The 22,754-nt window shown below is 70.7% G+C and carries 23 protein-coding genes, 1 tRNA gene and 1 pseudogene; 13 read left to right on the plus strand and 12 right to left on the minus strand.

Features of this window, described 5'->3' with window-relative positions; genetic code table 11:
* Window positions 1-167 precede the first annotated feature (167 nt).
* The 3 genes from FYC51_RS14920 to FYC51_RS14930 are packed head-to-tail and all read right to left on the minus strand — an operon-like array spanning window position 168 to window position 3,792.
* Complete coding sequence (locus FYC51_RS14920) at window positions 168-1,361, minus strand: M20/M25/M40 family metallo-hydrolase (protein ID WP_148734590.1); 1,194 nt, start codon at window positions 1,359-1,361, stop codon at window positions 168-170.
* Complete coding sequence (locus FYC51_RS14925) at window positions 1,358-2,503, minus strand: pyridoxal-phosphate dependent enzyme (protein ID WP_148734591.1); 1,146 nt, start codon at window positions 2,501-2,503, stop codon at window positions 1,358-1,360. Before FYC51_RS14925 ends, FYC51_RS14920 begins: the two co-directional genes overlap by 4 nt.
* Window positions 2,500-3,792 carry a M20 family metallo-hydrolase gene (locus FYC51_RS14930; protein ID WP_148734592.1) on the minus strand — a complete coding sequence of 431 codons (1,293 nt, stop codon included), beginning with the start codon at window positions 3,790-3,792 and terminating at the stop codon, window positions 2,500-2,502. Before FYC51_RS14930 ends, FYC51_RS14925 begins: the two co-directional genes overlap by 4 nt.
* Window positions 3,793-3,874: 82 nt before the next feature.
* On the opposite strand from FYC51_RS14930, the gene FYC51_RS14935 reads away from it, so the two are divergent.
* Window positions 3,875-4,753 (plus strand): LysR substrate-binding domain-containing protein, encoded by an 879-nt coding sequence (locus FYC51_RS14935; protein WP_148734593.1) that lies wholly within the window; start codon window positions 3,875-3,877, stop codon window positions 4,751-4,753.
* A 2-nt stretch (window positions 4,754-4,755) separates the two neighbouring features.
* Here the strand turns inward: FYC51_RS14935 and FYC51_RS14945 are convergent, their stop codons facing one another.
* Window positions 4,756-6,132, minus strand: a complete 1,377-nt coding sequence (locus FYC51_RS14945; RefSeq protein WP_338014708.1) for a LysR family transcriptional regulator — start codon at window positions 6,130-6,132, stop codon at window positions 4,756-4,758.
* Window positions 6,133-6,255: 123 nt separating this feature from the next.
* Here FYC51_RS14945 and FYC51_RS14950 point away from each other — a divergent pair, with 123 nt between their 5' ends.
* The gene (locus FYC51_RS14950) at window positions 6,256-6,483 is read left to right on the plus strand and encodes a DUF1232 domain-containing protein (protein ID WP_148734595.1); all 228 of its coding nucleotides are present in this window, start codon (window positions 6,256-6,258) and stop codon (window positions 6,481-6,483) included.
* A gap of 23 nt (window positions 6,484-6,506) precedes the next feature.
* Window positions 6,507-7,103: a DnaJ family domain-containing protein gene (locus FYC51_RS14955; protein ID WP_148734596.1), complete on the plus strand. Its 597-nt coding sequence runs from the start codon at window positions 6,507-6,509 to the stop codon at window positions 7,101-7,103.
* A gap of 169 nt (window positions 7,104-7,272) precedes the next feature.
* Here the strand turns inward: FYC51_RS14955 and FYC51_RS14960 are convergent, their stop codons facing one another.
* Together FYC51_RS14960 and FYC51_RS14965 are read right to left on the minus strand one after the other, a co-directional pair.
* The gene (locus FYC51_RS14960; RefSeq protein WP_148734597.1) at window positions 7,273-7,815 is read right to left on the minus strand and encodes a putative immunity protein; all 543 of its coding nucleotides are present in this window, start codon (window positions 7,813-7,815) and stop codon (window positions 7,273-7,275) included.
* Between the two features lie 87 nt (window positions 7,816-7,902).
* Window positions 7,903-9,168 (minus strand): BtrH N-terminal domain-containing protein, encoded by a 1,266-nt coding sequence (locus FYC51_RS14965; protein ID WP_148734598.1) that lies wholly within the window; start codon window positions 9,166-9,168, stop codon window positions 7,903-7,905.
* A 332-nt stretch (window positions 9,169-9,500) separates the two neighbouring features.
* Here FYC51_RS14965 and FYC51_RS14970 point away from each other — a divergent pair, with 332 nt between their 5' ends.
* Entirely contained in the window at window positions 9,501-11,414 is a 1,914-nt protein-coding gene (locus FYC51_RS14970) for an FAD-binding monooxygenase (RefSeq protein ID WP_148734599.1), read from the plus strand.
* A gap of 14 nt (window positions 11,415-11,428) precedes the next feature.
* Here the strand turns inward: FYC51_RS14970 and FYC51_RS14975 are convergent, their stop codons facing one another.
* On the minus strand, window positions 11,429-12,148 hold the full coding sequence (locus FYC51_RS14975) for an IclR family transcriptional regulator (RefSeq protein WP_148734600.1): 720 nt from the start codon (window positions 12,146-12,148) through the stop codon (window positions 11,429-11,431).
* A 48-nt stretch (window positions 12,149-12,196) separates the two neighbouring features.
* Entirely contained in the window at window positions 12,197-12,844 is a 648-nt protein-coding gene (locus tag FYC51_RS14980; protein WP_148734601.1) for a uracil-DNA glycosylase, read from the minus strand.
* Between the two features lie 223 nt (window positions 12,845-13,067).
* On the opposite strand from FYC51_RS14980, the gene FYC51_RS14985 reads away from it, so the two are divergent.
* Window positions 13,068-13,247 carry a hypothetical protein gene (locus FYC51_RS14985; RefSeq protein ID WP_148734602.1) on the plus strand — a complete coding sequence of 60 codons (180 nt, stop codon included), beginning with the start codon at window positions 13,068-13,070 and terminating at the stop codon, window positions 13,245-13,247.
* A 318-nt stretch (window positions 13,248-13,565) separates the two neighbouring features.
* Here the strand turns inward: FYC51_RS14985 and FYC51_RS14990 are convergent, their stop codons facing one another.
* From FYC51_RS14990 to FYC51_RS15000, 3 genes are all read right to left on the minus strand, one after another.
* Window positions 13,566-14,156, minus strand: a complete 591-nt coding sequence (locus FYC51_RS14990) for a thymidine kinase (RefSeq protein WP_148734603.1) — start codon at window positions 14,154-14,156, stop codon at window positions 13,566-13,568.
* 235 nt (window positions 14,157-14,391) lie between these two features.
* Window positions 14,392-14,898 carry a hypothetical protein gene (locus FYC51_RS14995; protein ID WP_148734604.1) on the minus strand — a complete coding sequence of 169 codons (507 nt, stop codon included), beginning with the start codon at window positions 14,896-14,898 and terminating at the stop codon, window positions 14,392-14,394.
* Between the two features lie 83 nt (window positions 14,899-14,981).
* The gene (locus FYC51_RS15000) at window positions 14,982-15,659 is read right to left on the minus strand and encodes a hypothetical protein (protein WP_148734605.1); all 678 of its coding nucleotides are present in this window, start codon (window positions 15,657-15,659) and stop codon (window positions 14,982-14,984) included.
* 105 nt (window positions 15,660-15,764) lie between these two features.
* Between FYC51_RS15000 and FYC51_RS15005 the strand changes: the two genes are divergently transcribed.
* Window positions 15,765-16,367, plus strand: coding sequence for a dihydrofolate reductase family protein (locus FYC51_RS15005; RefSeq protein WP_148734606.1), 603 nt, complete (start codon window positions 15,765-15,767; stop codon window positions 16,365-16,367).
* Between the two features lie 3 nt (window positions 16,368-16,370).
* Window positions 16,371-16,658 (plus strand): annotated as a pseudogene (locus FYC51_RS19335) (hypothetical protein); the annotation flags it as partial.
* A gap of 1 nt (window position 16,659) precedes the next feature.
* Here the strand turns inward: FYC51_RS19335 and FYC51_RS15015 are convergent.
* Window positions 16,660-16,741: transfer RNA gene (locus tag FYC51_RS15015), tRNA-Leu, on the minus strand.
* 120 nt (window positions 16,742-16,861) lie between these two features.
* On the opposite strand from FYC51_RS15015, the gene zwf reads away from it, so the two are divergent.
* From zwf to FYC51_RS15045, 6 genes are all read left to right on the plus strand, one after another.
* The gene (gene zwf, locus FYC51_RS15020) at window positions 16,862-18,397 is read left to right on the plus strand and encodes a glucose-6-phosphate dehydrogenase (protein WP_222863292.1); all 1,536 of its coding nucleotides are present in this window, start codon (window positions 16,862-16,864) and stop codon (window positions 18,395-18,397) included.
* Window positions 18,398-18,494: 97 nt separating this feature from the next.
* Window positions 18,495-18,893 (plus strand): PPOX class F420-dependent oxidoreductase, encoded by a 399-nt coding sequence (locus FYC51_RS15025; protein ID WP_148734607.1) that lies wholly within the window; start codon window positions 18,495-18,497, stop codon window positions 18,891-18,893.
* A gap of 176 nt (window positions 18,894-19,069) precedes the next feature.
* Window positions 19,070-19,540 carry a hypothetical protein gene (locus FYC51_RS15030; protein WP_148734608.1) on the plus strand — a complete coding sequence of 157 codons (471 nt, stop codon included), beginning with the start codon at window positions 19,070-19,072 and terminating at the stop codon, window positions 19,538-19,540.
* A gap of 141 nt (window positions 19,541-19,681) precedes the next feature.
* Entirely contained in the window at window positions 19,682-20,914 is a 1,233-nt protein-coding gene (locus tag FYC51_RS15035; RefSeq protein ID WP_148734609.1) for a TadA family conjugal transfer-associated ATPase, read from the plus strand.
* Window positions 20,911-21,771: a type II secretion system F family protein gene (locus tag FYC51_RS15040; RefSeq protein WP_148734610.1), complete on the plus strand. Its 861-nt coding sequence runs from the start codon at window positions 20,911-20,913 to the stop codon at window positions 21,769-21,771. Before FYC51_RS15035 ends, FYC51_RS15040 begins: the two co-directional genes overlap by 4 nt.
* Window positions 21,759-22,706: a type II secretion system F family protein gene (locus FYC51_RS15045; protein WP_238476405.1), complete on the plus strand. Its 948-nt coding sequence runs from the start codon at window positions 21,759-21,761 to the stop codon at window positions 22,704-22,706. The genes FYC51_RS15040 and FYC51_RS15045 overlap by 13 nt, the downstream gene beginning before the upstream one ends.
* The last annotated feature ends 48 nt before the right edge of the window (window positions 22,707-22,754 follow it).

The raw sequence follows: 22,754 nt of genomic DNA on the forward strand, positions 1-22,754 counted from the left end.
GCGGTCAACACGGACGAGCGTCTTCGTGCAGGAACGGATGCATGACTGTCTCCAGTTCGTTCGCTCCGGCACGAGCGTGCTCAGTTTAGCATTCATGTTCGGGTCAGAACAAGCAGAGCGGAGCATAGAGTCGAACAAATGCTCGAAGTGCCTGAGAGTCTGGCTCGTCACCCCACGTAGCGCGCGATCGTTCGCTCGAGCGTCGCGGTGACGACGATGAGCGAGTCGAGGTCGACCCACTCGTCGGCCGCGTGCGCGCCGCCCCCGTCGACGCCGAACATGATGGTGTCGATGCCGGCCGCCGCCAGGAGTGCGCAGTCCGTCCAGAACGGCTCGCCGCGACGTGCCGGCTCCCGACCGGTCACCTCGCCGAAGCTCGCACCGACGGCGGCGGCGACCTCGGATGCCACGCCGGCCTCGAACGTGCCGCGGTGCGTGGTGATCGCGAGATCGGCGGTGAACGCGGCATCCGTGCGCGCCAGCTCGTCGAGGATGCCCCGGAGCTCGCGCTCGAACGTCAGGTGATCCTCGCCGGGGATCGTGCGCCGCTCGATCGTGACCGTGCACGAGCCGGGGTAGCTCGACGGCTCGGCGCCGCCCGTGATGGTTCCGGCGTGCATACTGCCGGTGCCGAGCAGCGGATGCCGCGTGCCGGCCGCGAGCCGGGCGCCGAGGTCGTCGATCGCGGTGAGGAGTCGGCCGGCCTTCGCGATCGCATCGACGCCGAGGTCGGGCCGGGAACCGTGCGCGGCGCGTCCGTGAACGGTGACGGTCGCCCAGGCGAACCCGCGATGCGACGTGACGAGGTCGAGCCCGGTCGGCTCCACCACGACGGCGCCGTCGGTGACGACGTGCTCGAGCACGTCCTCAGTGCCGAGGCTGGCGTGCTCCTCGTCGGCCACGAGCGCGAGCACGACGTCGCCGCGGTGCGGGGTGCCGTGAGCTCCCGCGGCCGCGACCATCATCGCGGCGAGTCCCGACTTCATGTCGTACGCGCCGCGACCGTGCAGTCGCCCGTCGCGGACCACGGGCGCGAGCCCGTCGCCGTCGTAGCTCGCGAGCGAGACCGTGTCGAGGTGCCCGTTGAGCATGAGGCTGCGTCCGCCGCCGGTGCCGCGGGCGATTGCCACGATCGATGGACGCCCCGGCGTCGTCTCGAGGCGCCGGCATTCGAAGCCGCGTGGGGAGAGCCAGGCGACGACCGCGTCGGCGATGCGGGACTCACCGGCGCCGCCGGGAACGAGCGCCGGGTTGACGGAGTCGATCGCGATGAGGTCGCGGAGCAGCTCGAGCTCTTCGGAGCGAGTTCGGTATGCCGCGCCCGTGTTCGCTGCGCCGCCGCCCGTCCGTCCGTCGCTCATCGATCCTCCTCGGGCAGCGGGTTCGCCTGCCGGCCCTCCGTGGACAGCAGCAGGACCGTCGCGTCGGCGCCGAGCGCGGACCGAGCGCGATCGTCGGCGAGCAGGCGGCGCACGCCCGCGAGCGTGGCAGCGCCGCACGGACCGGAGTCGATCCCGAGCGCCTCCAGGTCGTGGACCGCGCGGATCGCCTCCTCCTCGTCGACCGTGACAGCCGCGTCGAGCCCCGCGGCCAGCACCGACCAGGCGATCTCGGACGGCGTGCCGCAATTGAGTCCCGACATCACGGTGTGGCTCGTCGGCACGCTCACCAGCTCACCGGCGTTCAGCGACGCGATGATCGGCTGGGCCGCGCTCGCCTCGACGCTCAGCACGATCGGCGCAGTGCTGAGCACACCCACGCCGTCGCCTGCGCCGGCGCCCGATCGGTAGTGGCGCACCGCCGCCTGCGCGAGCGATCCGACCCCGACGGGCACCCCAACGAGATCCGCTCCGGCCACGACCCCGAGCTGGGCCAGCTGGGCGTCGGCCTCCTCGAACAGCGTCGAGTACCCGTCGACGATCCACTGCGGCACCTGCTCGTACCCCGGCCATGCGGTGTCCTGGATGAGCACGGCATCGGGCCCGGCCCCCTCCGCGGCGCGCGTGGCCGCGGCGACCACGTCGTCATACGGGATCGCCAGTTCGACGACCTCGGCGCCCTCGGCCGCGATGGCGTCCTTCGCCTCGGGCGTGAGTCCGTCGGGGAACCAGATCTGCGCGGGCAGGCCGAGCAGCCGCGCCGTGTGCGCGACGGCGCGCCCGTGATTCCCATCGGTCGCGGCAACGAGCCGCACCGGGGGAGCCGCCGCAAGGGCCGGCCGCAGCTCGTCGAGCGTGAGCGCTCGGCCGGGCGACCCGACCCGGGCGGACAGCGCACGGGCGACGGCGTGGGCCGCCCCGAGGATCTTGAAGGCGGGCAGGCCGAGGCGTGAGCTCTCGTCCTTCACGAACACGCGGCCGACGCCGAGCTCGGCGGCGAGCTCGGGCGCTTCGACCAGGGGCGACGGGCGGTAGCCCGGCAGGGTCCGGTGGAACTCGATGACCCCGCTCGGCCGATCGGCACGCCAGGCGCGGGCGGCGGGGTTCCAGTACGTCTCGGTCATGCTCTTGCCTCCTCCGCGAGTCGCAGCAGCGTCGTGCCGAGCACCGCGATGCCGGCGGCGCAGTCCTCGGGCGTGGAGTACTCGCGCGGGTTGTGGCTGATGCCGTCGTACTGCCCGCGCACGAACACCATCGCGGTCGGCGCGATGGCCGCGATCTCCTGGGCGTCGTGCCCCGCGCCTGACATGAGTCGCATCGTCGGGATGCCGAGGTCCGCGGCCGCCGAGGCGATGGCCCCCTGCACGTCGACCGAGAACGGCACGGCGCTGGTCTTGGCCATGCGCGTCGACTCGACACGGAGGCCGGGCTGCCGCTCGGGAAGGTCGTCGAGGAACGCGGCCAGATCGGCTTCGGCGGCGGCCATGAGCGCGTCGTCGGGGTTGCGGAGGTCGACGGTGAGCTCGGCGCGGTCGGGCACGACGCTTGGCAGGCCGGGGGAGGCGCTGAGGTGCCCGACGGTTCCGCGAAGGCGGCCGTAGCGCCCCGAGTCGACCATCTCGCGCACGTGCACGACGACCTGCGCGGCCGCGAGGCCGGCGTCGACGCGAAGTTCGGTCGGCGTGGTGCCGGCGTGCGCCGCTCGGCCGTGGATCGTGACCCGCTGCCACGAGATCGCCTGCACTCCAGTGACGACGCCGACGGCGAACCCCTGCTGCGCGAGTACGGGACCCTGCTCGATGTGGCACTCCACGTAGGCGTGCGGTGGATCGAGCCGCACCGGCCGGTCGCCGCGGAATCCGATGCGCACGAGCTCGTCGCCGAACCGCAGCCCTGCCGAGTCGACGAGGTCGTACGCGTACTCGAGGGTGAGGCGGCCGGCGGCGACGGCCGATCCGAGCATGTCGGTGCCGAACCGCACGCCCTCCTCCTCGGTGAACGCCGCGACGACGAGCGGCCGACGAGTGGTGATGCCCGCATCGTCGAGGCTGCGCACCACCTCGAGCCCACCGAGCACCCCGAGGCATCCGTCGAACGCGCCCGCGGTCGCGACGCTGTCGACATGCGAGGCGGCCATGACCGGCGCGACGTCGGGCTCGCGGCCCTCGCGGCGGCCGAAGATCGAGCCCATCTCGTCGACGGTCACCTCCAGGCCGGCGTCGTCCATCCAGCGGATGAGCAGGCGCCGCCCCTCGGCGTCGGCGTCGGTGAGCGACTGGCGGTCGACGCCGATGAGGCCGGTCGCAGCATCCGTGTAGGCGCCGACGCGGGCGAGCTGCATGAGCGAGGCCCAGAGGCGGTCGGCGTCGATCGTGAGCGTGTGCGGCGTGCGAGCGGGAAGCAGGTCAGTCATGCCTCGACGATACGAAGGCACGACTCATCGATCGATAGCATGAAAGTCATCGGTATCGGTGAAGCAGATCGAACGGTGTTCCATGTACGACCTCCATCGACTTCGTCTCCTCCGCGAGCTCAAGCACCGCGGCACGCTGGCGGCGGTCGGCGAGGCGCTCGGGTACAGCACCTCGGCGATCTCGCATCAGCTCGCGATCCTCGAGCGCGAGGTCGGCGTGCCGGTGCTCGAGCCCGTGGGCCGCCGGGTGCGATTGACGGATGCCGCGGAGCTCCTCGTCGCCCACACCGAGCGCGTGCTGCTCGAGCTCGAGCACGCCGAGGCGGCCATCGCCGCGAGCCGCACGGATGTCTCGGGGCACGTGCGGATCGCCGCGTTCCAGTCCGCCGCGCACTCGCTGATCCCGGCCGCGCTCGACCGGCTGGCCGCCGAGCATCCCAATGTCGAGGTCTCGTTCCTGCACGTCCATGCGGAGCACGGCCTCCCAGCGCTGCTCGCGCGCGACGTCGACCTCGTGCTCTACGAGCAGTACCCGGGCGCCCCCGTGGCGCCGATCACGAACATCCGCACCGAGCACCTGCTCGACGATGCGATGCTCGTCGCGACGCCGCGAGCGAACGGGGCGACCGCGCTCGCCGAGCTGGCCGATGCGCGGTGGGCGATGGAGCCGCCGGGGACCCGCTCCCGCGAGTGGGCCGTGGCCGCCTGTCGTGCCGCCGGATTCGAGCCGAACGTCGCCTTCGAGTCGACCGACGTGCTCCTCCACGCCCGGCTCGTCGCGCACGGGCGCGCGGTCGCGTTCCTGCCGGCGATCGTCTCGGCCGAGGCATCCGCCTGCGCCCTGGAGCCGAGCGGGAGCGCACGGACGATCCGCCTGGCGCTCCGCCGGGGCAGCGAGGCCGCTCCCTCGATCGCTGCGGCGCGGTCGGCGCTCCGAGCCTCCGGCGGCGAGGTGGCCTGAGCTCAGCGGGCGCGCTCGGGCCCGCCGACACTGCCCTCGACGCTCGTCACGGTCGTGAGCAGGAACACCGCGTCCTCGAGCGCGAGCACCGCGTGGCGGTGATGCGTCAGCACCTCGATGCGGCCGTCGCGGATGTCGGTGACGTCCTGGCCGGTCACGCGCACGCTCCCGACCAGCACCTGCAGGCTGGCGGCGGCGGGGGAGTTGTGCTCGGCGAGCTCGACGCCGTCGCGGAGGGCGATGATCGTCTGGCGCATGGGACCGTCGCGGAGGATGAGCTCGGCGCTGCGGCCGTGCTCATCCGCGAGCGCGGCATCGAGGTGGCGTTGGGCGAGAACGTTGAGATCGGCCACGGCAGTCCTCCATCGGAAGCGGCTCCCTCCAGTATGCCAAGCGGGGCGGGGCCAGGGTCCGTCGGTTGCGAGCGTCGTCGAGTCGTCGAGCGCCTCAGACCGACGCGGGCTCGATCCCGCTCGCCGCCTCGACCGCGAGCGTTCGCAGCCACTCGTGCTCGGGATCCCGACGGTGCATCGGATGCCACCACAGCGCGTTGTGGATCGGCGTCGTGTCGAACGGCGATTCGAGTACGCGGATGCCGCCACGTTGCGGGCGTACTCGGCCAGACCCGACTGCAGGAGCCCGAGGCGGTCGGTGCCCGCGATGAACAGCGGCAACGCGAGGAAGCTCTCGACGACGGCCTCGACGCGTGGCTCGATGCCGAACTGTTGGACCTGCCGCGTCGCCGAGGTGAACGCCGACCGCGAACGGGAGGTGAAGACCCAGGGCAGCCGCCCCGCGTGCTCGAGCGTCACGCCGTCGATGACCGCCTCGTTCTCCTCGGCGGCGACCACGACCCACGTGTCGGTCCAGAGGTCGGTGAAGGGCAGGTCGGTGAGGAAGCCGTGCGGCATGAGCAGCGCGTCGGCGCTGCGCAGCCGGTCGAGGGCCTCGTCGACGATCTGCGGGTCGTGCATCATGAAGCGGAACCGCACGCCGGGCGCACGCTCGGCCGCAAGGGCGGCGATGCGTCGTCCGACCGTGGCGACGGCGTAGTCCGAGCCGTGGATCGCGAACTCGCGCGTCGACCGGCTCGGGTCCCACTCGGCCTTGCTGGCGAACACGCGCTGCGCGGCATCCAGCGCCGCGGCCGTGTGCTCGGCGAGTCGGGAGGCGAGCGGGGTGAGCTCGTAGGTGTTGCCGGTGCGCGCGAGGATCGGGTCGTTGAAGTGCGCGCGCAGGCGCGCGAGCGAAGCGCTGAGCGCGGGCTGGCTGAGGTGCAGCCGGTCGGCCGCGCGCGTGACGCTGCGCTCGGTGAGGAGCGCGTCGAGCGACACGAGCAGGTTGAGGTCGAGCCGTGAGAGAGAGGACGTACCGGACACGTCGTGTCCTTCTTCGATGAGCCTGGGATTCCAGCCTATCAATCGCATCGATCCGAAGCGCCAGGGCATCGCGACCACTGATGCGCGGGCGTGCTCATCGTCGTGGCCTCGCACACTGGATGCATGTGGAGATTCCTCAAGGCGGTCAAGAATAGGGAGCACCGCGTCGCCCCGACGACCTGGGCGGCCGCGATCGCTGCCGTCGCCTACACGTTCGCACCGATCGACCTGATCCCCGAACTCGTGCTCGGCCCCCTGGGAATCGCAGACGACCTCGGACTGTGGAGCATCTTCGCCGTGCTCTTCGTGCGCGAGCAGCAGCGGTGGCGGGCCGGCCTCGCGTCGGAGTAGAAGTCAGGACGTCGGGGTCGAGGATGAGCGACGCTCCCCAGCGCGCCGCGCGGCAGTACCGGCTCGACCGGCTCGCCCGTGACGAGGCGATCGCCCGCGGCGAGCTACCCGACGCCGCCGACCCGGCCCCCGAACCGGTTCGGCCGCCCACGCAGGCCGAGCGAGCGGCGTACGTGGAGCAGGCGATCCAGCAGGCCATCCGACGAGGGGAGTTCGACAACCTCCCCGGCGCGGGGAAGCCGCTCGAAGGACTGACCGGGCGGCACGATCCCGATTGGTGGATTCGTCGCAAGATCGAGCGCGAGCAGCTGAGCGGATTGGGTCCTCCCGCGCTCATGCTCCGGGTCGAGAACGCCGAACTCGAGGCCCGCCTGGATCGGATGCACCGCGAATCCGACGTGCGTGAGGCGATCGAGGACTTCAACCGGCGGGTGATCGAGGCGCGACGCCAGTTGCTGGGCGGGCCGCCGGTCGTGACCCCGACCCGGGATGCCGACGGTGAGGTCCGTGCCTGGCGCGATCGCCGCGATGCCCGACAGCGCCGGGCGACCGAGGAGCGCGAACAGCTCGAGCACGAGCAGCGGGCGTCACGGGCCCGCTGGTGGAAGCGTCGACCCTGAGGTCGGGTGAGCGCATGGCGTTCGGCATCGATCAACCACGGGCGACGAATGGCGGGACGCGTACGCCGCCATCGTGGACGAGGAGCCGCCGTTGGGGGACGACCTCGAGAAGACCGATCGCCGGATCCCGGTCTTCCAGCTCACGCCTTGCGTGATCCGAGCGGGAGCGTTACCGAGCCCTCCGCGTGGATGCATCCCTCAGGGCGGCTTGGAGCTCCCGGATGATCGATCCGAGGACGCCCGAGGCGAGCAGTCCCGAGCCGAGGGGACCGGCCGAGTCCTCACCGACCGGAGGCAGCTGCCGAAGCGCCGACCTCGTTCGATCGGTCATGTGCCCGAGCTGCCAGGAGATCTCGTCGCCGACGGCCTCGGGCCGGTCGGGAGCGGCAAGCCCGGCGGCCTTGGCGGCGTACGCGGCCGCGCCGAGGGCGTGCGCGACGCCGGCGGCCTGAGCGGCAGCCCGGGCGGCAGCCACCGCCGCCGGGGAGCTCACCGCGTGCGCGGCCCGACCGGCGACGAACCGTCGGCGGATCTCACCGGCCGTGTCGAGCTCACCGCGGGCGAACGCCCGAGCTCGAGCGATGGCATCCCGTGGTCTGCCATCCGTCGGGGCCTCCGCCTCGAACACGACCAGCACCCGCTCGGCGCAGTCCGCCGCCCACGCGGCGACCTCACGGCGGTCGGATTCGCTGAGCGACTGCGAGGAGGGCATGGAAGCAGCCTTGCACGTCGGAGCGCAGACCGACGCGACCCTCCGGCCTGGAACAACTCGCTTCCTCGACGACTCTGCTGCGCGGACTCACACGGCTGACCTGAGCCGCGCCAGTGCCGCCACCTCCGCCTCGTGCATCGCCGTCACGAGTTCGCCGACCGCCGGAGGTTCATCGGCCGTGTCGTCGCGAACCCGCTGGAGGGCCCATCGCGCCGAGGCCACCTCCGAGGCATCCGCCCCACCTGCCACGAGCTCGTCGGTACGGTCGATGAGTGTGCGCAGCTCGTCGCCCGGCGGCAGGGCAGCGTCGACGATCCGGTCCCAGGCGTCGGCGGCCGAGCGCCAGGCATCCGCACCGAGATCGCGGCCGAGCAGCTCCGTCGCCTCGTCGAGGAAATCCGCGTACAGGCCCCTGAGGTGCGCGCCGTGCGCGGCGCCCGTGTAGATCGAGGCGCGCAGGCTGCCCACGCCATGGCCGTCGGCGAACACCGTCGGCCAGCCCTTCCGGTTGCGGGTGTCGGTGGTCATCCGCGCCCACTTGCGCCACGCCGGCAGCGAGAACGAGTCCGACGTCTCGCCGAGGTGCTCGACCTGCAGTCGCAGGCCTTCCTCGACGGCCGGAACCAGGTCCAGGTCGATGCGGTCGGGATCGATCGTGACCAGCCGGTGCCTGTACGAGCCGACCCGTGCCCGCGCCGCCGCGAGCCGCTCGGCCGGAACCGTGATCCGCGCCGCCGAGCGGTCGTCGATCGCGTATTCGTCGCCGTCGCGTTCGTAGACCACCAGCGGTTCTCCGCCGTAGCCGCTGCGCCACGCCGGCTCGAAGCGGTGCCCGAGGGTCTCGGTGTCGATCCAGGCGATGGCCGGCAGCCCCTGGTCGAGTTGCGCGTCGAGCGCCGCCGCGGCGCCCTTCGCCCCGCCGGTCTCGTGCACCTCGGCGTGCAGGCCGAGCCGTTCGGCGGTCCCTCGCACCCACCGGTCGGGGTACTGCCACAGCCGGCGGAAGCCGAGGGTCAGCACCCGTGCGCGGAACGGGAGCGTATCGAACTCCCACAGGATGTAGCCGGCGCCGAGCCCGCCGCCCACGCCGAGCACCATGGCCTCGGTCAGGGGCTCACCCGTGTGCGGCGCGACCACGCCGAGGTTGGCCAGCACGTTGGCGAGCGCCGCGGTGTCGCCGTGCACGCCGCCACGCAGCTCCCACGACGAGTTCGGTGACGGTGACGATGACCATGAGGATCCGGCGGCGACGACGTGGCGGCGCGCGACGGTGTAGCGCTCCCCGGTCTTGCGCATGCGGTCGCGGACGAGCTGCTTGAGATGCTTGCGAGCGGTCGTGATCGTGTCCTCCAACCGGCGTTCGGCCCGGACTCCACGCGACCGAGGCCCGCCGGATACGGGAACGGTGCACTGCTCGCTGGTTCACCGGGGACACGCATCCCCTTCGCCCCCGCATCGTCGGCCGGCGTGGACGGCCGATCAGGAGGTCCGGCGCGGAGAACCCGCCGTGGCCCCGACATTACTCCGTTCGGGCGTGTCGAGCGCAGTGGATGCCGCGTCGCCGCGGCATCCGCTCGGCTTGCTCGACGCGATGACGCGCTCTACCATCGATATGCGCGATATGTGAATGTGATGTTCGATAATCGAACACTGATCGCCGCCACACGATGGAGTGAGGAGAGCCCGTGCAGTTCCACCACCACGGCTACGTGTCCGGAGATCCCCGGGTGAAGCCCGCCGCGGGCGTCGGGTTGGACCGGCCCGAGGAGCTTCCCGACGAGGTCGACGTGCTCATCGTCGGCGCCGGCCCCGCGGGCATGATCGCCGCGGCGCAGCTCTCGCAGTTCCCCGACGTGATGACGCGCATCGTCGACCGCCGGCCCGGCCGGCTCGAGATCGGGCAGGCCGACGGCATCCAGGCGCGCAGCGTCGAGACGTTCCAGGCGTTCGGGTTCGCGCAGGAGATCATCGCCGAGGCGTTCTGGCAGACCGAGATGGTGTTCTGGAAGCCCGACCCCGCCGACCCGTCGAACATCGTGCGGGTCAAGCGCACGCCCGACGACCCCGCCGGCGTCAGCGAGTTCCCCCACCTCCTCGTGAACCAGGCGCGCGTGCTCGACTACTTCGGCGACGTCATGGCGAAGTCGCCCACGCGAGCCAAGCCCGACTACGGCTACGACTTCGAGCGGCTCGAGGTCGCCGACGCGGCCGACGGCGCCGAGTACCCGGTCACGGTGCACCTCGTGCGCACTGCCGGGGAGCAGGCGGGCGAGCCCCGCGTCGTGCGGGCCAAGTACGTCCTGGGCGCCGACGGCGCACGCAGCAAGGTGCGCTCGGCGATCGGATGCCACATGGCCGGCGACCAGGCCAACCACGCGTGGGGCGTCATGGACGTGCTCGCCGTCACCGACTTCCCCGACATCCGCCTCAAGGCGTCGATCCAGTCCGAGGCCGGCAGCATCCTGCTCATCCCGCGCGAGGGCGGCTACCTCTTCCGCATGTACGTCGACCTCGGCGAGGTGCCGCTCGACGACCACCACCACGTGCGCCAGACCACGATCGAGCAGGTCATCGCCCGAGCCAACGAGATCCTGCACCCCTACACGCTCGACGTGAAGGACGTCGCGTGGCACAGCGTCTACGAGGTCGGCCATCGCCTCACCGACCGGTTCGACGACGTCGAGACGGATGCCGCGGGCACCCGCACCCCGCGCGTGTTCATCGCCGGCGACGCCTGCCACACGCACAGCGCGAAGGCCGGCCAGGGCATGAACGTGTCGATGCAGGACGGCTGGAACCTCGGCTGGAAGCTCGGCCACGTGCTCGAGGGCCGCGCTCCCGAGGCGCTGCTCGCCACGTACTCCGCCGAGCGCCAGGTGGTGGCGCAGAGCCTCATCGACTTCGACAAGCAATGGTCCTCGATGATGGCGAAGAAGCCCGAGGAGTTCTCGTCGCCCGACGAGCTCGAGGAGTTCTACGCGGCGACGTTCGAGTTCCCGGCCGGCTTCATGACCCAGTACGCGCCGTCGCTCATCGTGGGCGCGGGGGAGCACCAGGCGCTCGCCGAGGGCTACCCGATCGGCAAGCGGTTCAAGTCCGCGATGGTCACGCGCGTGTGCGACGGGAACCCGGTGCACCTCGGCCACCACGCGACGGCCGACGGCCGGTGGCGCATCTACGTGTTCGCCGACGCCGCTCGCGCGGGCGAGGCATCCGCCGTCGCCGACCTCGCCGACTGGCTGGCGACCGCGCCCGACTCGCCGCTCGCGGCGACGCCCGAGGGCGCCGACCGCGACGCGTGGTTCGACGTGAAGGTCGTCTACCAGCAGGCCTACACCGACGTCGACCTCGGCGCCGTGCCGCGGGTGTTCCTGCCGGCGAGCGGGCCGTTCCAGCTCACCGACTACGAGAAGGTGTACGCCGCCGACCCGGCCGACGACGTCTTCGAGCAGCGCGGCATCGACCGCGCGGGAGCCGTCGTGGTGGTGCGTCCCGACCAGTACGTGGCGAACGTGCTGCCGCTCGCGGCGACCGACGAGCTCGCGGCGTTCTTCCGGCCGATCCTCTCGGCGAGGCAGGCGCAGCCGGCGAGGGCGTGAGCTGAGTTCGGTCCTCAGGCGCCGAGGGCGCTGCGGATCGACCGCGACGCCGCAGTGAGCCGCTCGGCGATCTCGGGGTCGGTCCGGCCGCTCGACACGTAGACGACCGCGAGTGCGGCCGGTTGCCCGCTCGGCAGCTGCAGCGGCACGGCCGTCGACCGCAGGCCGGGGATGACCTCGTCGTGGCTGATCGCGTAGCCCTGCGCGCGGGCCTCCTCGAGCTCGGTCCGGTGCGCGACATCCACGTCGTCGGGCCACTCGGTCAGCGGCGTGAGCGTGCGGATGACCTTGCCCGGAGCGCCGACGCCGATGGAGTGCCGCGTGCCCGGACGCTGCGCGACCGACGCGATCGCGTGGCGAGGCTCGACGCTCGTGAGCGTGACGATCTCGTCGCCGTCGAGCACCGCGAGGAAGCACGTCATGCCGAGGTCGTTCGCCGCGGCGGTGAGCTCGGGCAGCGCCTCCGCCTGCAGGTCGTGCGCGACGCCCGCCGCGAGTGCGGCGAGCCGGGCGCCGAGCGTGATGCGCCCGCGCGCGTCGCGCACCGTGAGGCGGTGCGCCTCGAGCGTGCGCAGCAGCCGGTAGGCGACCGACCGGTGCACGCCGAGGCGCTGCGCCAGCTCGTCGATCGAGAGCGGCTCGCGCGCATCGGCGAGGATCTCGAGCACCCGGATGCCGCGCGACAGCGTCTGCGACTGGGTGCCGGGCGTGGACTCGTCGGTGGCGGCGGGCATGGGCTCCTGCTTCGGTAGTCGAACGGTGTGTTCGATTTTAGAACAGGGCTAGCTGATCACGCCATCGGCAATCAACGCACGCAGCCCGTCCGCGAACTCGACCCGCCCGCCGTGTGCTGGGTGCCGCACGCGCGGCACCGCCCGGCCGGCCCGCGCGAGCGCCTCGGCGGCGACGTTGCCGACGGCGACGACCGAGCGAATCGGGAAGATCCGCTCGAGTTCCTGCCACGACCACGTCCAGACTGTGGTCTCGGACGCGGTCGGCTTGCGATTGGTGAGCGGCGCACCCGGCCGATGCGGATGCAGCGGGCAGGCGCTCCACAGCACGGGCACGAAGTCGAGCTCGACGAGCGTCGACCACATCACGGTCGCGGTCGGCTCGGCCGCGACGGCCGGCAGCGGATCGGGCAGTTCGTACCCGTTCGCGGTCCCGAGCAGGTCGAACGCCGGGATGCCGCGGGCGAGGATCGCCGTGTTCGTGAACGGCACGCCCGTGATGCGCATGCCCCGATAGCCGGGCGCCTCGCCGACGAGCAGCGTCGTCGCGCCGCGCTCGGCGAGCTGCTCGAGGTACAGGGTGAGGTTGCGACGCCGCACGCCGTTCGTCGGATCGGACCGATCGAACATGTTGGCGGCGTTCGGTCCGGCCGCGGCATCCGCGACTCGCTCGACGAAGGCGTCGATCGCGGCGCTCATCGGGTCGCCCGTCGCTTGCGGTCGGCGGAGGCCGGGTGACGCGCGCGCATGTCCTCCACCGTAGACGCCGCGGCGCATGCTTTGCCGCACCGCCGGCCGGCGGAGAACTCCCCGACTGCAAACGCTGTCAAGGGGTGGCTGAATCGCGCCTCATCGCGCTTCGATGGACTGTCGAACCTTCGACCCCCGACTGCGGGACCCGAACGCGAACGGAGACGAACTGATGCACGAACTCACGGAGGGTCACCATACCGACCGGCTCACCAACAGGGCGGCCGGCGGGCTGCTGATCGCCTTCCTCACGGCGGTGATCCTGGTGCTCACGCTCGCGAACACGATCCCCGCCACCGCCGACGACGCGGACACCGGCGGCCAGCATCACCAGGGCGCTGTGAGCCGCTGATCCGCCCGACCCGGCTCGGGCTCCCGTCGTGCGACGTGTCGTCGTGCGGAAGGAGGGACTTGAACCCGAAACGGTGCCCTGACAACGTGCGACCGAAGTCCGGATTCGCGGAATTCCGCCTCAGATGAATGCCGGCTCAGTCTCCAGATTGGCCCGTAATCACAACGGTTGCTGCCATTTTGTTGCCACGGGTGTCCGTATTCGCTCGATGGCATGGTCCGCCGGCGGACGTTCGTAAGAGGATCCCTCAGCGCCACCCGTTGATGAGATCCCGGATAGTGCGCTCGTGGCGCTCTCGTTCGAATCGGAGTGTACGCATTACGGTGAGCGACGGCCTCGTTCGCCGAAGTGTTGCCTACAGCGAGCCTGATACGACTCGATGCCGCCCACGTGCTCGGCGGTCGCGACGCGAGCGTCCGCGACATCGTCGGCGAGGACGCGCTGATGGAACGCGGCGTCCTGCCCGCAGACGGCGCATACGGCTGTGAGCTTCGTCACGTCCTCGGCGAGCGCCATGAGCGACGGGAGGGGCTCGAAGGGGCGGCCGTCGAACGTCACGCAGAGACCGGCGACGACCACCGACATCCCGGTGAGCGCCAGCCTGCTCACCGTCGGGACGAGCTCCGGCCCGAAGAACTGGGCTTCGTCGATAGCCAGCATGTCTAGCTCGCGATCGCCGACCAGCTCCACCAGCGACTCGACGTCGGGCACTGATCGGGACGCGATGCTGAGCCCCGAGTGCGAGGCCACCCGGCCCGCGGCGTGCCGATCGTCAAGCGCGTGGTTGACGACCTCGACGGCGAGTCCGGCAAGTTGCGCGCGGCGCACCCGCCGCAGCAGCTCCTCGGACTTGCCGGCGAACATCGGCCCGCATACCACCTGGAGCCGGCCATTCGGGTTCCTGGGCATGGGTCAGAGCTTAAGTGAGGCCGTCGTCAGTTGGAACAGACAGGATGCCGGCCCGCATCTCGCAATCGATAAGTTCTCTGAGGGATCCCTCAGCGACAGCTGACTTGGCTCCGCTTCGGAGCTAACAGCGCGCTCAAGCGGCCGGCCCTCGTCGTTCGCGCATCTCAGGCTGTTGATGGTGCAATCCCTCCCTTTGAGGGATCCCTCAGCGGGATCGCAGGAGGTGGGTCATGACCTACACACAGATCCAGCAGTACAGCTGGGATCCGGTTGATCGCGCCGTCCGCGCGAGCTCGCGGAGTTCGCCGAGCATGCCTCCGAGCGAACCCGGATCTGCCTGGCCCCAGAACTCTTCAGTCTCCGCCCACGCCACAGCAGCCTGCTCGAGTCGAGCCGCCGAGCGGTCGGCGAGGAGATCGCCTACTGCGGGCGGCAACGCCAGCACCAAGCCCTCACCACCGTCGCGCGCCGCGATGAGTCGTCCCCAGCCAGGTTCCCCACTTATCTCGTCGTAGTCACGCTCGGCCAGGATGGCCGTCAGCGTTCCTGCCTGCATCACCGGATCAAATCCGCCTTCGACGGACGGGAACCCGTTGCTAGCGACGGCGCTGTCGGTCTCCGCCGAAACATGCCGAGGAGACCGCTCTTCGGTAGGGGCCCGGGCTGGCCCTCCAGGCCAGTCGATGGTCGCCGCAGCTGCCTCGTCGTCGGGTGCGGCAAAGTAGGTGAAGGTTACGGACACGCACCGAGGCTATATGTGGCGAGCACAGGAGGACTACGCAGGATCCCTAAGTGAAGATGGGGCGTCCCCTGCCGGGTGAAGGGTCAGTCTCGTCCAATTCGCTCGGTGAACTCCTCGGCGCTCAACTCCGGAGGCAGCGCCAGAAGGAAGTGCTCGCCTTCAAGCGGTTCGGCAACGGCCACCGCAGAAAGCACCTCGCCCCCGACCTTGATCACCAGGCGAGCGTCGTCCCCAGCTTGCGCGGCTTCCGTCGTGGCGGACTCGAGGATTGCCGCGCCCTCGCTCGTGAGCGTGACGTCGACAGCGTTGCCCGCCTCATCGCCGGCGACCGCAACGGACTCGACTTCAGCCCGCGAGAAACCTGCATCCGGCACTATCACGTATTCGCCATTCACGTCGACGCACTCAGGCGCGGAATTTGCAGCGCATGTCTCAGACACGGCGAGCTCGATGGCCCCCGCCGTCGCGCCCGGATCTGCCGCTCCTGCCCCGCTTGCGCAGCCGCTGAGAAAGAGCAGCGCTACTCCGACACCGCTGACCTTGCCGACAAGAGACCTCACAGTCGACGCCTCCTCATTGAGCACCTGTGCGAGCGCAAGTGCGCGCGAACCCATCACGCTACCGGTCGAAGGCTCGAGACCGCGGCCCAACAGCGATGCATGTGAGAGGAACTTGGCATCCCCTCCCGCCCGATAGCCGGTCTGTTTGCGGACGTCCGGTGACTGACCCGTGGACCATTGGATCCGGAGCAACTGGTACAACCGTGTCGGGTGGCAACCTCAGTGGGAGCCTGTCGAATTGAGCCGCCGCAGTTCGTAGCACCAGTGAAGCCGCTAACTGGAGGCGGCTGCGAGAGGACGAATGACATGACCACCACTCTGACTGTCGATTACTTCATGAGCCTCGACGGCTACGGCTCGGCCGAGGGCTGGCCGGGATACTGGGGCAAGGAAGGTCCCCAGCTGCGGCAAGACCGCGTGGACACCTTCGAGCGGGACCAGGTCTTGGTCCTCGGCGCGACGACGTTCCGCGAGTTTGCGAAGTTTGTGAAGCTGTTCGATGAGCCGTACTACGACCGCCTGAACGAGATGCCGAAGCTCGTGTTCTCGAGCACGCTCGACCCGAAGGATCCGGGCTGGGAGAACTCGACGGTGCTCGCCGAGGACGCGGTCGCCGCGATCAGACGCCTGAAGGAGACCACGGACGTCCCGCTGCGGTCGCACGGCAGCATCTCGCTGAATCGCGCACTGCTCGCGGCCGGCGTCGTTGACCGGCTCGAGGTGATGGTGTTCCCCGCCATCACCGGCAAGGCCGGATACGCCGCCCTCTTTCAAGACGGGGCCGAGTTCGACCTCGACCTGGTCGACACGACAGTGCTCGACGGTCGCACCTTGAAGCTCGTGTACGAGCCGACCCTGCATACCGCGGTCCCCGAGGACGTGGGCCCGACGCGCCGCACCGCCGAGTAAGCGAGGCTCCCTCAGCACGACGCCCGCATAGGCTCGGATCCGGCGAGCCTCGCCATCAGCTCGGGGGCGAACGTCAAGGCGGTTCAGCGCATGCTCGGCCATGCCTCAGCGGCCATGACGCTCGACGTGTACGCCGACCTCTTCGACGAGGACCTCGAGGCCGTGTTGATTGCCCTCAATACGGCGCGGTCGGCTGCGATTGTTGCCATTCCGTTGTCACCGGCTGGTCTCCAGGTCAGCGGCACCGCCCAACTGCCCCGGAAAGTCGGGGGAGGCGGCGCGTCAGCCTGAGTGCGGAAGGAGGGACTTGAACCCTCACGCCCGAAGGCACAGGAACCTAAATCCTGCGTGTCTACCGATTCCACCACTCCCGCGAGTGCCCGTTCAGTCTAGGCGGCACCTCTACGGGCACTGGCGGGCGCCGCCCGCGTCGTGGGACGATCGGCCACGAGCGGTCGGGCGCTGAACGCCCGCCCGAGCGACGGGGGGCCACGATGGCGACGAACGCGGATGCCTCGAACGACACGGCACCGGCCACGGATGCCGAGAGCGGCACGAACGCGACGAATGCCACGGCGGGTGCGCCGGCCCAGACTGCCTCGAACGCGCCAATGGACCGCATGTTCGCCAGCCGCCAGGGGGTGACCGGCGCCCGCGGCGACGTACTCGTGATCTTCGGACTCACGGGCGACCTCGCACGCGTCATGACGTTCCGATCGCTCTACCGCCTCGAGCGGCGGAACATGCTCGACGTGCCGATCGTCGGCGTGGCCGTCGACGACTGGACCGTCGACCAGCTCATCGAGCGCGCCCGCACGTCGATCGTCGCGACCGGGGAGCCGCTCGACGAGGATGTCTTCGCGCGCCTCGCCGCCCGCTTCAGCTACGTCTCGGGCGACTTCGCCGACGACTCCACGTACACCAAGGTCGCCGCCGCGATCGAGGGCAAGCGGCATCCGGTGTTCTACCTCGAGATCCCGCCGAACCTGTTCGCGACGGTCGTCAAGGGGATCGCCGGCGCCGGGCTCGTGACGGGCGCCCGCGTCATCGTCGAGAAGCCGTTCGGGCACGACCTCGCGTCGGCCCGCGCGCTCGCCGCCGACCTGCACCAGTACGTCGACGAGTCGCAGCTGTTCCGAGTCGACCACTACCTCGGCAAGATGGGCCTCGAGGAGATCCTCTATCTGCGGTTCGCGAACACCATGCTCGAGCCCGTCTGGAACCGCAACTACGTGAAGTTCGTGCAGATCACGATGGCCGAGCAGTTCGGGCTCGACAACCGCGGCCACTTCTACGACCCCGTCGGCGCACTGCGCGACGTCGTCGTGAACCACCTCATGCTCGTCGTCGCGGCCACCGCCATGGAGGCGCCCGCGGGCGGCGACCCGACCACGCTGCAGGACATGCAGACCTCGCTGTTCCGTGCGATGGCACACGCCGATCCGCGCGACTACGTGCGCGGCCAGTTCGAGGGCTACCACGACCTCCCGGGCGTCGCGCCCGACTCGACGACCGAGACGTTCGCGGCGCTCAAGCTCGAGATCGAGAATTGGCGCTGGTCGGGCGTCCCCTTCCTCATCCGCACGGGCAAGCTGCTGCCGCTCACGCAGACCGAGGTGCGACTCGTCTTCAAGCCGTCGCCGAAGCTGGGCTTCGGGCTGCAGAACGCCCAGACCGCGCCCGACGAGCTGGTGTTCCGGATCGACCCGAACACCGGCGTGCGCATCGTGCTCAATGCGAAGCGAGCGGATGCCCCGCTCCCGAGTCCTGTCGAACTCGACATGCAGTTCGCGGCGGAAGGCGGCGACGGACCCACCCCCTACGAGGTGCTGCTGCACGCCGCCCTCATCGGCGCGACCCCGCGGTTCGCCCGTCAGGACACCGTCGAGGCCGCCTGGCGGGTGCTGCAGCCGCTGCTCGATTCCCCGCCGCCCGTTCACACGTACAAGCCGGGAACATGGGGTCCGCCGCAGGCGGAGTCCGTCGCCGCGGACCTCGGCGGCTGGCGCGCGCCCTGGACGAGCAACTGACCGGCGACTGACCGGCGACCGACGGGCGTGGTCGTTCGCGGCATCCGCTCGAGCAGCCGTGCACGAGACGGATGCCGCGGTGCGCTTGACTGGCGGGATGACCCACGGACTCACCGACCACTTCGCCCGCATCCTCGACGCGCCCGTCTTCGGGCACCTCGCCACCGTGCGCAAGCACGGCACCGTGCAGGTGAATCCCATGTGGTTCGAGTTCGACCGCGAAGCGGGGGTCATCCGCTTCACGCACACGACCAAGCGCGCCAAATTCCGCAACCTGCAGCACGACCCGCGCATGACGCTCGAGGCGCTCGACCCCGAGAGCCCGTTCCGGTACGTCGAGGTGCGCGGCCGGCTCACTGAGGTCGTGCCCGACCCCGAGGGCGCCTTCTACGTGCACCTCGCGAACCGCTACGGCGATCCGGATGCCGCGGCCCCGGCCGACAAGGCCGACCGCGTGATCCTCGTGATGCAGGTCGAGAAGGTCAACGGCCGCTGAGGTCGTGAGTGTGCGGTCGACTCGCGCGCCGTCGACCACCCCCGACTTGGGGTGGGCGATCGTCTTGCGGCCCCGTGCGAGGGGCGGTTCACTGGCGGCGTGCAGCCTCGCCTCGGCACGGCGTGCAGCCATCCGACCTCGAGGGGTCGCTGCTCGCATCGCCAAGGAGGAACACCATGCGCACGAACCTCAGCGCTGCGACCGCGATCTCCGCGATCGCCTTGCTGCTCGCGAGCTCGACGCCCGCACATGCAGCCCCGTCGATCGAACGCATTCCGTTCGAGGACACCTTCCACGACACCTTCCTCTCCGCGGAGTGCGGTGTGGACGTCACCACGACCATCTCGGGCTTCCGTATCGAACGGGAGTTCGTCGACGGAGCCGGCAATCTCGTCGAGCTGGCCACGATCAGCATCAGGGGTACGTCGTCGTCGGAGTTCGGCAGCGTCCGGATCATGGATGTCGGCGCTGACCAGGTGAAGGTCGCTCCCGACGGCACGGTCACCCTCACGGTCACGGGTCAGGTGCCGTTCGCCTTCGTCGGAGCCCTGGTCCTCGACCTCGACACGAATGAGGTCGTGAAGGAGCCCGTGCTCCGCGGGGACAAGCAACTGGAGAAGGCCTGCAGGCTCCTGGCCGACTCGTGAGACCTCACTTCCGCGCCGGTTCCCCTGGTGCGGAAGTGAGGGACTCGAACCCGAGACCGTCGTGGGCGGCCGTGGTCGGCGTGGCGGATGCCGCTGTGGATAAGTCCGGCCGCGGCATCCGAGCTTCTCCAAGATGGAGCCATGACCGACCCCGTGCGCACGATCGCCGAGCGCGTGCGCACCAGGGTCCTGCGCGAGGGCATTGATCTCGGGGCCGACGGCACGGCCGCTCGCCGCTTCGCCGACGAGGAGGTGCGCCGCTACAGCGAGCGAGCGCTCGCCGGTGCGCACGCCCAGCTCGCCGACGAGTCGGGCACCGCGCGCGACGTCGTCGCGGCGATCACCGGGTACGGCCCGCTGCAGCCGTTCTTCGACGACCCGAGCGTCGAGGAGATCTGGATCAACGCGCCGACGCGAGTGTTCGTCGCCCGCGACGGCGTCGGCGAACTGACACCGGTCGTGCTCTCCGACCGCGAGGTGCGCGAGCTCGTCGAGCGGATGCTGCAGCACTCCGGCCGCCGGGTGGACCTGTCGTCGCCCTTCGTCGACGCCTCCCTTCCCGACGGGTCGCGGCTCCACGTCGTGATCCCCGACGTCACGCGGGCGCACTGGGCGGTGAACATCCGCAAGTTCCGGCGCAGCATCCGTTCGCTGTCGCAGCTCGTGGAGCTCGGCTCGCTCACACGGCAAGCGGCCGAGTTCCTGCGCATGAGCGTGCTCGTCGGCGCCAACATCCTCGTGTCGGGTGCGACGCACACCGGCAAGACGACCATGTTGAATGCGCTGATGTCGGCGGCGCGCACCGGAGATCGCGTCGTGACCGTCGAGGAGACGTTCGAGCTCGACCTCGACGTGCGCGACCTCGTGTCGATGCAGTGCCGCCAGCCGAGCCTGGAGGGCACGGGCGAGATCACGCTGCGGCGGCTCATCAAGGAGGCGCTGCGCATGCGACCCGACCGTCTCATCGTCGGCGAGGTGCGCGAGGCCGAGAGCCTCGACCTGCTCATCGCGCTCAACTCGGGCGTTCCCGGCATGTGCACCATCCACGCCAACACGGCGCGCGATGCGCTCACGAAGCTGTGCACGCTGCCGTTGCTCGCGGGTCGCAACATCGACGCGTCCTTCGTCGTGCCGACCGTCGCGAGCTGCATCGACCTCGTCGTGCACCTCGGCATGGATCGCGATGGCGGCCGGCATGTCGCCGAGGTCGGGGCGACGTCGGGAGCAACCGTCGACGGCGTGGTCGAGCTGGAGCCGATCTTCACGCGTCGCAGCGGTCAGCTCGTGCCCACCGGTGCGCTGCCGCCCCGCAGGGAGAAGTACGACGCCGTCGGGCTGGATCCCGCGATCGTCCTCGCTCGGGATGCCGCATGAGCCTCATCCTGGGCGGCGTCCTCGGTCTCGGGGTCCTCCTCGTCCTCTCGCCGTGGCTGTGGCCGGCTCGAGCGACGGCGACGTCGAGACGCCGGGCATTCGACTCCTCTCGCGATGCCCTCGCACTCGCCGGGCTCGGCGGTGTCTCGATCCCGGTGGTGGCGATCGTCTGCCTGCTGCTCGCGCTCGTGGGCGGGGCGCTCGCCCAGGCGGTGTTCCACGTCCCGATCCTTACGGCCGTGGCGGCGGTGCTCGGAGCGGCGCTGGTGCCGATGGTCGTGAACGCACGTGCCGTGCGGCGTCGTGCCGCGAATCGTGAGGTGTGGCCCGACGTCGTCGACCACCTCGTCGCCTCCGTGCGAGCCGGGATGTCGCTGCCCGACAGCGTCGCCGCGCTGGCCGAGCTCGGACCCGCGGTCACGCGGCCGGCGTTCGCCGAGTTCGAGGCGGACTTCGGGCGGAGCGGCAACTTCGGCCAGTGCATCGACCGCCTGAAGTCGACGCTCGCCGATCCGACGGCCGATCGCATCCTCGAGACGCTGCGCATGGCGCGAGAGGTCGGCGGGAGTGACGTGACCGCCGTGCTGCGCGGACTGGCCGGATACCTGCGCGAGGATGCGGCCGTGCGGTCGGAGGTCGTCGCGCGCCAGTCCTGGATCCGGAATGCCGCGCGCCTCGGAGTGGCGGCGCCGTGGTTGCTGCTGCTCGTCCTCGCCTCGCGACAGGAGACGCTCGTCGCCTACGACTCGACGGCGGGCAGCGTGCTGATCGTCGTTGGCGTCGTCGTGACCTTCGTCGCCTATCGCGCGATGATCGCGCTCGGGCGCCTCCCCGAGGAGCGCCGATGGCTGCGATGAACGTGATCGGCGCCCTCGGACTGGTGCTCGGCGCCGTCCTCGGCCTCGGGCTCTGGTTGGTCGCCTCGGCGGTGCCGCGCCTCGGTCGGCCGAGACTGGTCGAGCGCGTCGCGCCCTACGTCGCCGACCTGTCGCCCGCGGCGCGGGCGCTGCTCGACCGTCGACCCGCGGACCCGAGTCCGGTGCTCGGCGTGCTCGTCGGGCCGGTCGCCCGCCGAGCACGCACGATCATGTCGACGTGGCTCGGCGGCGACGAGACGATCGCCAAGCGCCTCCGCCAGGCCGGCGCCGCGGCATCCGTCGAGCGCTTTCGCGGCGAGCAGCTCGCGTGGGCCGCCGCAGGGTTCGTGATCGGCGCGGCCGTCGCGCTGTTCGTCCCGACGTTCGGCGGGCTTCCCGTCGTCGTGCGGATCGCCGCACCGGTGCTCGCCGGCGCGCTCGGCGCGGCCCTCCGCGACTGGACGCTGCAGCGCCGGGCACGGCGACGACTCGCGCGCATCTCAGCGGAGCTGCCGACCGTGCTCGAGTTCCTCACGCTCAGCCTCACGGCGGGCGAAGGCATGCTCGATGCGATCCGCCGCGTCGCGAACGCCGGCTCCGGCGAGCTTCCCGGTGAGTTCGCGCGCGTGGTGAGCGAGGTCGGGACGGGTGTTCCGCTCGGTCGTGCGCTCGCCGAGCTGCGCGACGGCCTCGACCATCCCGGCCTCTCCCGCGCGATCGACCAGGTGCTGGGCGCGCTCGATCGCGGTGCGCCGCTGGCTGCGGTGCTCCGGTCCCAAGCGGGCGATGCGCGCGAAGGGGCCAAGCGCACCCTCATCGAGCTGGCCGGTCGCAAGGAGATAGCCATGCTCGTGCCACTCGTCTTCTTGATCCTGCCCGTGACCGTCGCATTCGCGCTGTTCCCGGGCTACCTCGTGCTGCAGGCGGGCTTCTGATGCCCGCCGAGTCGGCGCTCCGATCGCGCACCGGGGGGTGCGCCGACG

Source organism: Agromyces mariniharenae, assembly GCF_008122505.1.
Taxonomy (GTDB): Bacteria; Actinomycetota; Actinomycetes; order Actinomycetales; family Microbacteriaceae; genus Agromyces; species Agromyces mariniharenae.